Source organism: Aliivibrio logei, from assembly GCF_001691055.1.
In the GTDB taxonomy this organism is placed as follows: Bacteria; Pseudomonadota; Gammaproteobacteria; order Enterobacterales; family Vibrionaceae; genus Aliivibrio; species Aliivibrio salmonicida.
Window position 1 is genome coordinate 1 of the sequence record NZ_MAJU01000026.1, and the last position, 12,958, is coordinate 12,958.

Annotated in this window: 27 protein-coding genes; all 27 read left to right on the forward strand. The window is 43.8% G+C overall.

Annotated elements, in window-relative coordinates:
• Nucleotides 1–165: EF-Tu C-terminal domain-related protein (locus tag A6E04_RS20990; RefSeq protein ID WP_445595388.1), on the forward strand; the 165-nt coding region annotated here is incomplete at its 5' end.
• A gap of 567 nt (nt 166–732) precedes the next feature.
• Nucleotides 733–1,044, forward strand: a complete 312-nt coding sequence (rpsJ, locus tag A6E04_RS17390) for a 30S ribosomal protein S10 (RefSeq protein WP_005417222.1) — start codon at nt 733–735, stop codon at nt 1,042–1,044.
• Between the two features lie 12 nt (nt 1,045–1,056).
• Entirely contained in the window at nt 1,057–1,686 is a 630-nt protein-coding gene (rplC, locus tag A6E04_RS17395) for a 50S ribosomal protein L3 (RefSeq protein ID WP_012549150.1), read from the forward strand.
• A gap of 17 nt (nt 1,687–1,703) precedes the next feature.
• Entirely contained in the window at nt 1,704–2,306 is a 603-nt protein-coding gene (rplD, locus tag A6E04_RS17400) for a 50S ribosomal protein L4 (protein ID WP_012549151.1), read from the forward strand.
• Nucleotides 2,303–2,605 carry a 50S ribosomal protein L23 gene (gene rplW / locus A6E04_RS17405; RefSeq protein ID WP_012549152.1) on the forward strand — a complete coding sequence of 101 codons (303 nt, stop codon included), beginning with the start codon at nt 2,303–2,305 and terminating at the stop codon, nt 2,603–2,605. Before rplD ends, rplW begins: the two co-directional genes overlap by 4 nt.
• Before the next feature lie 15 nt (nt 2,606–2,620).
• On the forward strand, nt 2,621–3,445 hold the full coding sequence (gene rplB, locus A6E04_RS17410) for a 50S ribosomal protein L2 (protein WP_012549153.1): 825 nt from the start codon (nt 2,621–2,623) through the stop codon (nt 3,443–3,445).
• 19 nt (nt 3,446–3,464) lie between these two features.
• Complete coding sequence (gene rpsS, locus A6E04_RS17415) at nt 3,465–3,743, forward strand: 30S ribosomal protein S19 (RefSeq protein ID WP_012549154.1); 279 nt, start codon at nt 3,465–3,467, stop codon at nt 3,741–3,743.
• Between the two features lie 10 nt (nt 3,744–3,753).
• On the forward strand, nt 3,754–4,086 hold the full coding sequence (gene rplV, locus A6E04_RS17420) for a 50S ribosomal protein L22 (RefSeq protein ID WP_012549155.1): 333 nt from the start codon (nt 3,754–3,756) through the stop codon (nt 4,084–4,086).
• Between the two features lie 19 nt (nt 4,087–4,105).
• Complete coding sequence (rpsC, locus tag A6E04_RS17425; protein ID WP_012549156.1) at nt 4,106–4,804, forward strand: 30S ribosomal protein S3; 699 nt, start codon at nt 4,106–4,108, stop codon at nt 4,802–4,804.
• A gap of 11 nt (nt 4,805–4,815) precedes the next feature.
• Nucleotides 4,816–5,226, forward strand: a complete 411-nt coding sequence (rplP, locus tag A6E04_RS17430; protein WP_012549157.1) for a 50S ribosomal protein L16 — start codon at nt 4,816–4,818, stop codon at nt 5,224–5,226.
• Nucleotides 5,226–5,417 carry a 50S ribosomal protein L29 gene (rpmC, locus tag A6E04_RS17435; protein WP_005417238.1) on the forward strand — a complete coding sequence of 64 codons (192 nt, stop codon included), beginning with the start codon at nt 5,226–5,228 and terminating at the stop codon, nt 5,415–5,417. The genes rplP and rpmC overlap by 1 nt, the downstream gene beginning before the upstream one ends.
• Nucleotides 5,417–5,671 carry a 30S ribosomal protein S17 gene (gene rpsQ / locus A6E04_RS17440; RefSeq protein WP_012549158.1) on the forward strand — a complete coding sequence of 85 codons (255 nt, stop codon included), beginning with the start codon at nt 5,417–5,419 and terminating at the stop codon, nt 5,669–5,671. The genes rpmC and rpsQ overlap by 1 nt, the downstream gene beginning before the upstream one ends.
• Nucleotides 5,672–5,833: 162 nt before the next feature.
• Nucleotides 5,834–6,205 (forward strand): 50S ribosomal protein L14, encoded by a 372-nt coding sequence (gene rplN / locus A6E04_RS17445; protein ID WP_012549159.1) that lies wholly within the window; start codon nt 5,834–5,836, stop codon nt 6,203–6,205.
• Between the two features lie 10 nt (nt 6,206–6,215).
• Nucleotides 6,216–6,533, forward strand: coding sequence for a 50S ribosomal protein L24 (gene rplX, locus A6E04_RS17450; RefSeq protein ID WP_012549160.1), 318 nt, complete (start codon nt 6,216–6,218; stop codon nt 6,531–6,533).
• Nucleotides 6,534–6,560: 27 nt separating this feature from the next.
• The gene (gene rplE, locus A6E04_RS17455; protein ID WP_012549161.1) at nt 6,561–7,100 is read left to right on the forward strand and encodes a 50S ribosomal protein L5; all 540 of its coding nucleotides are present in this window, start codon (nt 6,561–6,563) and stop codon (nt 7,098–7,100) included.
• A gap of 17 nt (nt 7,101–7,117) precedes the next feature.
• Nucleotides 7,118–7,423 carry a 30S ribosomal protein S14 gene (gene rpsN, locus A6E04_RS17460; protein ID WP_012549162.1) on the forward strand — a complete coding sequence of 102 codons (306 nt, stop codon included), beginning with the start codon at nt 7,118–7,120 and terminating at the stop codon, nt 7,421–7,423.
• A gap of 29 nt (nt 7,424–7,452) precedes the next feature.
• Nucleotides 7,453–7,845, forward strand: coding sequence for a 30S ribosomal protein S8 (gene rpsH, locus A6E04_RS17465; RefSeq protein WP_012549163.1), 393 nt, complete (start codon nt 7,453–7,455; stop codon nt 7,843–7,845).
• Nucleotides 7,846–7,857: 12 nt separating this feature from the next.
• Nucleotides 7,858–8,391 carry a 50S ribosomal protein L6 gene (gene rplF / locus A6E04_RS17470; RefSeq protein WP_012549164.1) on the forward strand — a complete coding sequence of 178 codons (534 nt, stop codon included), beginning with the start codon at nt 7,858–7,860 and terminating at the stop codon, nt 8,389–8,391.
• Nucleotides 8,392–8,400: 9 nt separating this feature from the next.
• Nucleotides 8,401–8,754: a 50S ribosomal protein L18 gene (gene rplR / locus A6E04_RS17475; protein ID WP_012549165.1), complete on the forward strand. Its 354-nt coding sequence runs from the start codon at nt 8,401–8,403 to the stop codon at nt 8,752–8,754.
• Nucleotides 8,755–8,768: 14 nt separating this feature from the next.
• Nucleotides 8,769–9,269, forward strand: coding sequence for a 30S ribosomal protein S5 (gene rpsE, locus A6E04_RS17480; RefSeq protein WP_012549166.1), 501 nt, complete (start codon nt 8,769–8,771; stop codon nt 9,267–9,269).
• A gap of 5 nt (nt 9,270–9,274) precedes the next feature.
• Nucleotides 9,275–9,454 carry a 50S ribosomal protein L30 gene (gene rpmD / locus A6E04_RS17485; protein ID WP_012549167.1) on the forward strand — a complete coding sequence of 60 codons (180 nt, stop codon included), beginning with the start codon at nt 9,275–9,277 and terminating at the stop codon, nt 9,452–9,454.
• Between the two features lie 6 nt (nt 9,455–9,460).
• Nucleotides 9,461–9,895, forward strand: coding sequence for a 50S ribosomal protein L15 (gene rplO / locus A6E04_RS17490; protein WP_012549168.1), 435 nt, complete (start codon nt 9,461–9,463; stop codon nt 9,893–9,895).
• A gap of 20 nt (nt 9,896–9,915) precedes the next feature.
• Entirely contained in the window at nt 9,916–11,247 is a 1,332-nt protein-coding gene (gene secY, locus A6E04_RS17495; RefSeq protein WP_012549169.1) for a preprotein translocase subunit SecY, read from the forward strand.
• 27 nt (nt 11,248–11,274) lie between these two features.
• Entirely contained in the window at nt 11,275–11,388 is a 114-nt protein-coding gene (gene rpmJ, locus A6E04_RS20995; RefSeq protein ID WP_044583162.1) for a 50S ribosomal protein L36, read from the forward strand.
• A gap of 149 nt (nt 11,389–11,537) precedes the next feature.
• Nucleotides 11,538–11,894: a 30S ribosomal protein S13 gene (gene rpsM / locus A6E04_RS17500; RefSeq protein WP_012549170.1), complete on the forward strand. Its 357-nt coding sequence runs from the start codon at nt 11,538–11,540 to the stop codon at nt 11,892–11,894.
• Nucleotides 11,895–11,915: 21 nt separating this feature from the next.
• Entirely contained in the window at nt 11,916–12,305 is a 390-nt protein-coding gene (gene rpsK, locus A6E04_RS17505; RefSeq protein ID WP_005303517.1) for a 30S ribosomal protein S11, read from the forward strand.
• 31 nt (nt 12,306–12,336) lie between these two features.
• Nucleotides 12,337–12,957 (forward strand): 30S ribosomal protein S4, encoded by a 621-nt coding sequence (gene rpsD, locus A6E04_RS17510; protein ID WP_012549171.1) that lies wholly within the window; start codon nt 12,337–12,339, stop codon nt 12,955–12,957.
• Nucleotide 12,958 lies beyond the last annotated feature (1 nt).

The following is a 12,958-nucleotide window of genomic DNA, read 5'->3' on the forward strand; positions in this document are numbered from 1 at the left end:
GATATCACACTTCCTGAAGGTGTTGAAATGGTAATGCCTGGTGATAACGTTCAAATGACGGTTGAGCTAATTGCTCCAATCGCAATGGACGAAGGTCTACGCTTCGCAATCCGTGAAGGTGGCCGTACAGTTGGTGCTGGTGTTGTTGCTAAAATCTTCGCTTAATAGCTAAAGATTTTGCGATAATCGCATAACTAAAAAAGGGAAGCTTAGGCTTCCCTTTTTGTTGTTTGGCGTATAGAGAATAGGGAGGTTACTTAGAGAGTTAAAATTTGAAGGTCAATAAAAAGCAATCCCCGGGTTTCTTTATTAACGTGTTATGTTGAAATAACAAAATCAGTTCAAACTGAATACATCTCCAATTCTCTTCTTATTTACTCTCTTTTAAAAATGTTTCGTTTAATTTTCAAACAACACTTGCATCTAAAAGTGTGATCTGTATAATGCATCGCACTGGCTTAAGTCAGTTGTGAACCAATGAGCAGCGAGGAAAGTTCTAATTACTTACAATGTAAGATTAGAACTTAGAATGAATACTCAGCTTATGTTCGCGGTTAATATTATTAGAGCTTACCTTGATGAGTAATCATTGAATTAATCTCTAATATAAGTTAACTGACAATGTGTCCTAATTTTGGACCTATGGTTTCACATAAATCAATCGGCATTCTCTCGTTTATTCGAGATTGAGTGGCGATATTGTTTGTGTATTTATTATTGGAGCTCTGTCTCATGCAGAACCAACGTATTCGTATCCGCCTAAAGGCTTTTGATTACAAACTAATCGATCAGTCTACAGCGGAGATCGTTGAAACAGCTAAGCGCACTGGCGCTCAGGTTCGTGGTCCTATTCCACTACCTACTCGTAAAGAGCGTTTTACTGTTCTTACTTCTCCTCACGTTAACAAAGACGCACGTGACCAGTACGAAATTCGTACTCACAAGCGTTTAATCGACATTGTTGAGCCAACAGATAAAACTGTTGACGCACTAATGCGTTTAGACCTTGCTGCTGGCGTTGATGTTCAAATTAGCCTAGGTTAAGGGGAGATTATTATGATTGGTCTAGTCGGTCGTAAAGTGGGCATGACCCGCATCTTTACCGAAGAAGGCGTTTCTATCCCAGTAACTGTTGTTGAAGTTGAAGTTAACCGTGTTTCTCAAGTGAAAACTGTAGAAACTGATGGCTACAACGCAATTCAAGTTACTTGTGGTTCTAAGAAAGCTAACCGCGTATCTAAGCCTGAAGCTGGTCACTTTGCGAAAGCAGGTGTTGAAGCAGGTCGCGGTCTTTGGGAATTCCGTTTAGAAAACGGTGAAGAATTCACAGTTGGCGCTGAGCTAAGTGTTGAAATCTTTAACGAAATCAAAAAAGTAGACGTTACTGGTACATCTAAAGGTAAGGGCTTCCAAGGTGCAATTAAGCGTTGGAACTTCGCTACTCAAGATATGACTCACGGTAACTCTTTGTCTCATCGTGCTCCGGGTTCAATTGGCCAATGTCAAACTCCAGGTCGCGTATTTAAAGGCAAAAAAATGGCGGGTCACATGGGTGCTGAGCGTTGTACTACTCAAAACTTAGAGATCGTACGTGTTGACGCTGAGCGCAATCTGCTTCTTATTAAAGGTGCAGTACCAGGCTCAACAGGTGGCAACGTGATCGTTAAACCAGCTGTTAAAGCATAACGTCTTAGGAGTATGTAATGGAACTAATGGTTAAAGGTGCTGCGGCACTAACTGTTTCCGAAACTACTTTCGGACGTGAGTTTAACGAGGCTCTTGTACACCAAGTAGTTGTTGCGTATGCAGCAGGTGCTCGTCAAGGTACTCGCGCTCAAAAAACACGTTCTGAAGTATCTGGCGGTGGCGCTAAGCCATGGCGTCAAAAAGGTACAGGCCGAGCTCGTGCGGGTACTATTCGTAGCCCAATCTGGCGTTCAGGTGGTGTTACTTTCGCTGCGAAACCACAAGATCACAGCTTGAAAGTAAACAAAAAAATGTACCGTGGTGCTCTTAAAAGCATTCTTTCTGAGTTAGTTCGTCAAGATCGTTTGATCGTTGTTGAAGACTTCTCAATTGAAGCACCAAAAACTAAAGAGCTAGTTGCTAAGCTTAAAGAACTTGAGCTTAACGATGTTCTTATCGTAACTGGCGAAGTAGACGAGAATCTATTCTTAGCTGCTCGTAACCTATATAAAGTTGACGCACGTGACGTTGCTGGTATTGATCCAGTAAGTCTTGTTGCATTCAACAAGGTTCTAATGACTGCTGCTGCAGTTAAGCAAGTTGAGGAGATGCTGGCATGATCAGTGAAGAGCGTCTACTAAAAGTTCTACGTGGCCCACATATCTCTGAAAAAGCAACGATGACTGCTGAAGGCAATAACACTATTGTTTTCAAAGTAGTAATCAATGCAACAAAAAAAGAGATTAAAGCAGCAGTAGAAAAGTTGTTTGAAGTTGAAGTTAAGTCTGTAAATACCCTTATCACTAAGGGCAAGACCAAACGTCAAGGTGCACGCCAAGGCCGTCGTTCAGACGTGAAAAAAGCGTACGTAATCTTGAAAGAAGGTCAAGACCTAGACTTCGTTGGCGGCGCGGAATAACAGGAGTAGTTAAAAATGGCTATTGTTAAATGTAAGCCGACTTCCCCTGGTCGTCGTCACGTTGTAAAAATCGTTAACGCTGACCTACATAAGGGTAAGCCATACGCACCTCTTTTAGAGAAAAACTCTAAATCTGGTGGTCGTAACAATAACGGTCGTATTACAGTACGTCACGTTGGTGGTGGTCATAAGCAACACTACCGTCTAATTGACTTTAAACGTACTAAAGATGGCATTCCAGCTATCGTTGAACGTTTAGAATACGATCCAAACCGTAGTGCAAATATTGCACTAGTTCTGTTCGCAGACGGTGAGCGTCGTTACATTATCGCACCAAAAGGTCTTAAAGCCGGCGATACAGTACAATCAGGTGTTGATGCGCCAATCAAAGCAGGTAACTGCTTACCATTGCGCAACATCCCAGTAGGTTCTACTGTTCACTGTGTTGAATTAAAACCTGGTAAGGGCGCGCAAGTTGCACGTTCTGCTGGTGCATACGCACAAATCATCGCTCGTGATGGCGCTTACGTGACATTACGTCTACGTTCTGGTGAGATGCGTAAAGTTCTTTCTGAAGGTCGTGCGACTATCGGTGAAGTTGGTAATTCTGAACACATGCTACGTGAGCTAGGCAAAGCCGGTGCTACACGCTGGCGCGGTGTTCGTCCAACTGTACGTGGTGTTGCAATGAACCCAGTGGATCACCCACACGGTGGTGGTGAAGGTCGTACATCAGGCGGTCGTCACCCAGTATCACCTTGGGGTATGCCTACTAAGGGCTTCAAGACTCGTAAGAATAAATCTACTGACAAGTACATTGTACGTCGTCGTAACAAATAATCTATAAAGAGGAATCGCCATGCCACGTTCTCTCAAGAAAGGTCCTTTCATTGACCTACACTTGCTGAAGAAGGTAGAGAAAGCGGTGGAAAGCGGAGACAAAAAGCCTATTAAGACTTGGTCCCGTCGTTCAATGATCATCCCAACTATGATCAATTTGACCATCGCTGTCCATAATGGTCGCCAGCATGTACCAGTTTTCGTTACAGAAGACATGATTGGTCACAAGCTGGGCGAATTTGCACCTACTCGTACTTATCGCGGCCACGCTGCAGATAAGAAAGCTAAAAAGCGTTAGGAGGTAGAATATGGAAGCTATTGCTAAACATCGTTTTGCCAGCATTTCTCCACAAAAGGCTCGCTTAGTTGCGGACCAAATTCGTGGGAAATCAGTAGACCAGGCTCTTGAAATTCTTACTTTCAGCAACAAAAAAGCTGCAGTAATTATTAAAAAAGTTGTTGAGTCTGCTATCGCAAACGCTGAACACAACGAAGGTGCAGATATCGACGATCTAAATGTCGCTAAAATCTTCGTAGACGAAGGCCCAATCATGAAGCGTATTATGCCTCGTGCTAAAGGTCGTGCAGATCGCATCTTGAAGCGTTCAAGCCACATCACTATCGTTGTAGCTGATCGTTAAAGACTAGGAGATTAAGCAAATGGGTCAAAAAGTACATCCTAATGGTATTCGTCTTGGCATCGTTAAGCCTTGGAATGCTACATGGTTTGCTAGTAGCCAAGAGTTCGCTGACAACCTAGACGGCGACTTCAAGGTACGTCAGTATCTTACTAAAGAACTGAAAAAAGCATCTCTATCTCGCATCGTTATCGAGCGTCCTGCGAAGAGCATCCGTGTGACTATTCACACTGCTCGTCCAGGCGTAGTAATCGGTAAGAAAGGCGAAGACGTAGAAAAACTACGCGCAGGCGTAGCTAAAATCGCAGGTGTTCCAGCGCAAATCAACATTGCAGAAGTTCGCAAGCCTGAGCTAGATGCTCACCTTGTAGCTGATAGCATTGCTTCTCAACTAGAACGTCGTGTTATGTTCCGTCGCGCTATGAAGCGTGCGGTACAAAATGCAATGCGTCTAGGCGCTCAAGGCATCAAAGTACAAGTAGGCGGCCGTTTAGGCGGTGCTGAAATCGCACGTTCTGAGTGGTATCGTGAAGGTCGTGTACCTCTACATACTCTACGTGCTGACATTGATTACGCAACTGCTTCAGCTCATACGCAATATGGTGTGATTGGCGTTAAAGTTTGGATCTTCAAAGGTGAAGTTCTAGGCGGTATGCCAGCTGCTAATGCAGTAGAGCCTAAGGCTGACAAGCCTAAGAAGCAGCGTAGAAGCCGTAAGTAAGGAGCTGACTGATGCTACAACCAAAACGTACTAAGTTCCGTAAGGTTATGACTGGTCGTAACCGTGGTCTTGCTAAAGGCACTGAAGTAAGCTTCGGCGAATTCGGTCTTAAAGCTGTAGGCCGTGGTCGTCTAACTGCACGTCAGATCGAAGCGGCACGTCGTGCTATGACACGTCATGTTAAACGTCAAGGCCAAATCTGGATCCGTGTGTTCCCAGACAAACCTATCACAGAAAAACCGCTTGAAGTTCGTCAGGGTAAGGGTAAAGGTAACGTTGAGTACTGGGTAGCCCAAATCCAACCTGGAAAGGTAATGTACGAAATGAACGGCGTACCTGAAGAGTTGGCACGTGAAGCGTTCCGCCTAGCGGCACGTAAACTGCCTATCAAAACTACTTTTGTAACTAAGCAGGTGATGTGATGAAAGCACAAGATCTACGCGAGAAAAACGTTGAAGAGCTAAATGAAGAGCTTTTGAATTTGCTACGTGAACAGTTTAACTTGCGTATGCAAGCTGCGACTGGTCAACTACAGCAGACTCATACTCTAAAAGCTGTACGTCGTGATATCGCACGTGTTAAAACTTTACTGAATGAGAAGGCTGGCGCATAATGAGCGAGAAAATTCGTACTATGCAAGGTCGTGTAATTAGCGACAAAATGGACAAGTCTATTGTTGTTGCTATTGAGCGCATGGTGAAACACCCGATCTACGGTAAATACATCAAGCGCACGACTAAGCTTCACGCACATGATGAAAACAACGAATGTGGCCAAGGCGACTTAGTTGTAATTCGTGAATGTCGTCCTCTTTCTAAGACTAAGTCTTGGACATTGGTAAACATTGTAGAAAAAGCAAAAGCTTAATTTGTTGATTCTATAGCGACTTTAAGCGGCTCTGAATTTTTTTAGAGCCGTTTATTTTTTGACTACCTTTATAAAAAAAATGGTGATATAATCCCCATCTCTTTTAAAGAGGCAGCCCGACCCGTGATGGGTCTAGTTTAAATATTTAGCGGAGCACTAACAATGATCCAAATGCAAAGTACACTTGACGCTGCAGATAACTCTGGTGCGCGCAAGGTAATGTGTATTAAGGTTCTGGGTGGCTCTCACCGCCGTTATGCACATATCGGAGACGTCATTAAAGTTACTGTTAAGGAAGCAATTCCTCGCGGTAAAGTTAAAAAAGGTGATGTTCTGAAGGCGGTAGTAGTGCGCACTCGTAAAGGCGTTCGTCGCCCAGACGGTTCTATCATTCGCTTCGACCGTAATGCTTGCGTATTGTTGAATGACACTACTGAGCAACCAGTCGGTACACGTATCTTTGGTCCAGTGACTCGTGAACTTCGTAATGCGAAATTCATGAAAATCGTTTCACTAGCACCCGAAGTTCTGTAAGGAGCGAAAAATGGCAGCTAAAATCCGTCGTAATGACGAAGTAATCGTTCTTGTCGGTAAAGATAAAGGCAAGAAAGGTAAAGTAACTAAGGTTCTTGAAACTGGTAAAGTTATTGTTGAAGGTATCAACCTTGTTAAAAAGCACCAAAAGCCTGTACCGGCTCTTGGTCAGCAAGGTGGTATTGTTGAGAAAGAAGCAGCAATTGATGCTTCAAATATCGCAATCTTCAACGATGCAACTGGTAAAGCGGACCGTATCGGTTTCCGTTTTGAAGAAGGCAAAAAAGTGCGTTTCTTCAAATCTAACGGTGAAACCATTTCTAACTAATAGATAGAAGCAATTTGGAGTTCTACTATGGCGAAACTGCATGATTACTACAAGTCGTCTGTAGTCGCTGAGCTTACCAAAGAGTTCAGCTACTCAAGCGTCATGCAAGTCCCTAGGGTTGAAAAAATCACCCTAAATATGGGTGTTGGTGAAGCAATCAATGATAAAAAGCTTCTAGAAAACGCTGCTGCCGATATGGCAATTATCTCTGGCCAAAAGCCATTGATTACTAAAGCACGTAAATCTGTTGCTGGTTTTAAAATCCGTGAAGGCTACCCAATCGGTTGTAAAGTAACCCTGCGTGGCGAACGTATGTGGGAGTTTTTAGAGCGTTTAGTTTCTATTGCACTTCCTCGAGTACGTGATTTCCGTGGAGTTAGCGCTAAGTCTTTTGACGGACGTGGTAACTACAGCATGGGCGTTCGCGAGCAAATCATCTTCCCTGAGATCGACTATGATAAAGTTGATCGTGTACGCGGTCTTGATATTACTATCACGACGTCTGCGAATACAGATGCGGAAGGCCGAGCTCTGCTGGCTGCCTTTAACTTCCCATTCCGTAAGTAAGGTGAAGGGTTACTGTTATGGCTAAACAATCTATGAAAGCACGTGAAGCTAAACGTGCAAAACTTGTAACTAAGTTCGCTGAAAAGCGCGCTGCGTTAAAAGTTCTAATTAGCGATGTAAATGCTTCTGAAGAAGATCGTTGGAATGCAGTTCTTAAACTGCAATCACTACCACGTGATTCAAGTGCATCTCGTCAACGCAATCGTTGTAACCAAACTGGTCGTCCACATGGTTATTTACGTAAGTTCGGTTTAAGCCGTATTAAGGTTCGTGAAGCTTGCATGAAAGGCGAGATTCCGGGTCTTCGTAAGGCTAGCTGGTAGTTGCCACTTAATCATTTGGAGTACATCATATGAGCATGCAAGATCCGATTTCGGATATGCTGACCCGCGTTCGCAACGGTCAATCAGCAAATAAAGTTGCTGTTAAAATGCCTTCTTCAAAGCTTAAAGTTGCAATTGCTGCACTACTTAAAGCTGAAGGCTACATCGCTGATTTCGCTGTTGAAGGCGACATCAAACCTGAGCTAGAAATCACTTTAAAGTATTTCCAAGCTAAACAAGTTATCGAGCAAATCCAACGAGTTTCTCGTCCAGGTCTTCGTGTATACAAGAAGAACGACGCGTTACCATCTGTTATGGGTGGTCTTGGTATTGCTGTTATTTCTACATCAAAAGGCCTTATGTCTGACCGCGCTGCGCGTAAAGCTGGTCTTGGTGGCGAAATTATCTGCTACGTAGCTTAATAGGAGTAGGATATGTCTCGTGTTGCTAAAGCACCTGTGGTTCTTCCTGCTGGCGTAGAAGTTAAACTGAACGGCCAGGAAATCACTATCAAAGGTGGTAAAGGTGAACTAACTCGCGTACTTAATAACGCTGTAGTTGTTTCACAAGAAGATAACTCTATTGTATTTGGTCCACGCGAAGGCGTTGCCAATGCTTGGGCACAAGCTGGTACAGCTCGTGCACTAGTAAACAATATGGTTGTTGGTGTTAATGAAGGCTTTACTAAGAAGCTAACTCTTAAAGGTGTAGGTTACCGTGCTACCATGAAAGGTAACGCAGTAGGCCTTACTCTTGGCTTCTCACATCCTGTTGAGCATGCTCTTCCGGAAGGTATTAAAGCTGAATGTCCAACTCAAACTGAGATCATTATTACTGGTTGCGATAAGCAAGTAGTAGGTCAAGTTGCTGCGGATATTCGTTCATACCGTAAACCTGAGCCTTATAAAGGCAAAGGTGTTCGTTACGCCGATGAAATCGTGCGTACTAAAGAAGCTAAGAAGAAGTAGGGTATCACTATGGATAAGAAAGCATCTCGCATCCGTCGTGCTACACGTGCACGTCGTAAGATCGCTGAACTGTGTGCAACTCGCCTTGTAGTGCATCGTACTCCGCGTCATACGTATGCTCAGGTAATCGCACCAAACGGCTCAGAGGTTATCGCTGCCGCTTCTACTGTAGAAAAGGCAATCCGTGAGCAAGTTGGAAATACTAGTAACAAAGCAGCTGCTGTAGCAATTGGTAAATTAATTGCTGAGCGCGCTATCGAAAAAGGCATTACTAATGTTGCTTTCGATCGTTCTGGTTTCCAATACCACGGCCGAGTAGCGGCGCTAGCAGATTCTGCTCGCGAAGCTGGTCTGAAATTCTAAGGTAGGGTTGGAAGATGGCTAAAGAACAACAACAAGCTACAGATTTGAATGAAAAGCTAATTGCTGTTAACCGTGTTTCTAAAACGGTTAAAGGCGGTCGAATCTTTAGTTTTACTGCACTAACAGTTGTTGGTGACGGTAATGGTCGCATTGGTTTCGGTTACGGCAAAGCCCGTGAAGTACCAGCTGCGATTCAAAAATCAATGGAAAAAGCACGTCGTAACATGTTTACGATCGCTCTTAACGAAGGTACTCTTCACCACGCTGTTAAAGGTCGCCACACTGGTTCTAAAGTGTACATGCAACCAGCTTCAGAAGGTACTGGTATCATCGCTGGCGGTGCTATGCGTGCAGTACTAGAAGTTGTGGGTGTCCGCAACGTACTAGCTAAAGCTTACGGCTCTACTAACCCAATTAACGTTGTTCGTGCAACGATTCTTGGTCTAACTAGTGTTAAGTCACCTGAGATGGTAGCTGCTAAGCGTGGTCTAACTGTTGAAGCTATTTCGGAGTAAGAACCATGTCTAAAACTATCAAAGTAACTCAGACTAAAAGCTCTATCGGTCGCCTACCTAAGCACGTTTTGTGTCTTAAAGGTCTAGGCCTTCGTCGCATCAACCACACTGTGGAACTTGAAGATACTGCTTGCGTACGCGGCATGATCAACAAAGTTCACTACATGGTTAAGATTGAGGAGTAATCAGTAATGCGTTTGAATACTCTATCACCGGCTGCTGGATCAAACCCTTCTAAGAAGCGTGTTGGTCGTGGTATCGGTTCGGGCCTAGGTAAAACTGGTGGCCGTGGTCATAAAGGCCAAAAATCACGTTCTGGCGGTAAAGTTCGCGTTGGTTTTGAAGGCGGTCAAATGCCTCTGAAACAACGTTTACCTAAATTTGGCTTTACTTCACGTAAGAGCCTAGTGACTGCAGAGGTTCGTTTAAGCGAACTTGCTAAAGTTGAAGGTAACGTTATCGATCTAAACAGCCTTAAAGCTGCTAACGTAATCACTAAGAACATTGTGTTCGCGAAAGTTGTACTTTCTGGTGAAATCGCTACTGCTGTAACTGTTAAAGGTCTACGCGTAACGAAAGGCGCTAAAGCTGCGATTGAAGCTGCAGGCGGTAAGATCGAGGAATAATCCTCGAAGGATGAGGTACAATGGCAAAGAAACCAGGAAAAGAAGTAAATAGTGCTCAGAGCGGCTTAGCTGAACTGAAATCGCGTCTCTTATTTGTGATAGGTGCGCTTTTAGTGTTCCGTGCGGGCTCATTTGTGCCAATTCCTGGGATTGACGCTGCTGTCCTTGCTGATCTTTTCGAACAGCAGCAGGGTACCATCATTGAAATGTTTAACATGTTCTCTGGTGGTGCACTGTCGCGTGCCTCAATTCTTGCTCTAGGTATTATGCCGTATATTTCGGCATCTATCGTTGTACAACTGTTAACAGTTGTACATCCTCCTCTAGCAGAATTGAAAAAAGAAGGTGAGTCTGGTCGTCGTAAGATTAATCAGTACACACGTTATGGCACCTTGGTTCTGGCGACATTCCAAGCAATTGGGATTTCAACCGGATTACCAAGCATGATTCCAGGGTTAGTTTCTAACCCTGACATGATGTTCTATCTAACAGCGACAGTAAGTTTAATTACCGGTACCATGTTTTTAATGTGGTTAGGTGAACAAATTACTGAGCGTGGCATCGGTAACGGTATATCTTTGATTATTTTCACAGGTATCGTTGCAGGTTTACCACCAGCTATTGGTGAAACGATCCAGCAGGCGCGTCAAGGTGAACTGCACGTGCTTCTTCTATTACTAATTGCAGTGTTATCGTTTGCAGTTATCTACTTTGTAGTGTTCATGGAGCGTGGTCAACGTCGTATCGTCGTTAACTATGCAAAACGTCAGCAAGGCCGTAAGGTATTTGCAGCTCAAAGTACTCACTTGCCACTTAAAATTAATATGGCTGGTGTGATTCCTGCAATATTTGCATCTAGTATTATACTATTCCCTGGGACATTGGCTCAGTGGTTTGGTGGTAATGGCGAAGGAACATTCGGTTGGTTAACTGATGTTTCCATGGCGTTAAGCCCTGGTCAGCCATTATATGTAATGCTTTATGCAGCAGCAATTATCTTCTTCTGTTTCTTCTATACCGCGTTGGTTTTTAACCCGCGTGAAACAGCTGATAACTTGAAGAAGTCTGGTGCATTCGTACCCGGAATCCGCCCAGGTGAACAGACAACGAAATACATAGATAAAGTGATGACACGGTTAACCCTAGCGGGCGCAATGTATATTACCTTCATCTGTCTGATCCCTGAGTTTATGATGATTGCATGGAACGTACGCTTCTATTTTGGCGGTACTTCACTACTAATCGTAGTTGTAGTTATTATGGACTTTATGGCACAAGTTCAGACTCATCTGATGTCTCAGCAGTATGAGTCCGTTTTGAAGAAAGCTAATCTGAAAGGCTATGGCCGTTAATTTCAGATCCATTTACGGAGTTTAGCAATGAAAGTTCGTGCTTCCGTTAAGAAAATCTGCCGCAACTGTAAAGTTATTAAGCGCAACGGTGTTGTGCGTATAATTTGTGTTGAACCAAAGCATAAACAACGCCAAGGTTAATTAGCAGAAATTTTTACTTGATATATTAAGCTAGGCCGAGTATATTTCTCGGCCTACCTTTTGTGTGCAAAAGAAGTAGTTATAGTCGCAACGTATCCTCATCGGGCTTTGTTGCGACTCTTCTTAAGAAAAAGTACTAGGAGTGAATAGTGGCCCGTATAGCAGGCATTAACATTCCTGATCATAAACACGCTGTAATTGCACTTACTGCAATCTACGGCATCGGTAAGACCCGCTCGCAAGCTATTTTAGCTGCAGTTGGTATTGCTGAAGATGTTAAGATCAGTGAACTGAATGATGAGCAGATTGATATTCTGCGTGATGGTGTTGCCAAATACACTGTAGAAGGCGACTTACGTCGTGAAGTATCGATGAACATCAAGCGTCTTATGGACCTTGGCTGTTATCGTGGTCTTCGTCACCGTCGCAGTCTACCGTTGCGTGGACAGCGTACTAAAACCAACGCACGTACCCGTAAAGGTCCGCGCAAGCCGATCAAAAAATAATCGGATAAGGTAGAGAGTACAATGGCAAAACAACCAACTCGCGCTCGTAAGCGCGTTCGTAAGCAAGTAGCGGATGGCGTAGCGCATATCCATGCTTCTTTCAATAATACAATCGTAACCATTACTGACCGTCAAGGTAATGCACTAGCTTGGGCTACTGCAGGTGGTTCTGGTTTCCGTGGTTCTCGTAAATCTACTCCGTTTGCTGCACAAGTTGCTGCTGAACGTTGTGGTGAAATGGCCAAAGAATATGGCGTTAAGAACCTTGAAGTTATGGTTAAGGGCCCTGGTCCTGGTCGTGAGTCAACTATCCGTGCGTTAAACGCTGCTGGATACCGCATCACAAATATTGTTGATGCTACTCCGATCCCTCATAACGGTTGTCGTCCACCTAAGAAACGTCGCGTTTAAGTTTCGTTTCTAGGAATATTGGAGAAAGAACATGGCAAGATATTTGGGTCCTAAGCTGAAGCTTAGCCGTCGCGAAGGCACTGATTTATTCCTTAAATCAGGCGTACGTGCGATCGATACCAAGTGTAAGATCGATAACGCTCCAGGTGTACACGGCGCTCGTCGCGGTCGTCTATCTGAGTATGGCGTTCAGCTTCGTGAGAAGCAAAAAGTTCGTCGTATGTATGGCGTACTAGAAAAACAATTCCGTAACTACTACAAAGATGCTGCTCGTATTAAAGGCAACACAGGTGAAAACCTACTTCAACTTCTTGAAGGTCGTCTAGATAACGTAGTTTACCGTATGGGTTTTGGTTCTACACGTGCTGAATCTCGTCAACTAGTTAGTCATAAGTCTATTCTAGTTAATGGTAAAGTAGTTAACGTTCCTTCTTTCAAAGTTTCGGCTAACGATGTTGTTTCAATTCGTGAAAAAGCTAAACTGCAATCACGTATTAAAGCTGCTCTAGAAGTTGCTGAACAACGCGAAAAGCCAACTTGGATTGAAGTAGATGCTGGCAAAATGGAAGGTACGTTTAAGCGTCTTCCTGAACGTTCTGATTTGTCTGCCGACATCAACGAACACTTGATCGTCGAGCTTTACTCTAAGTAAA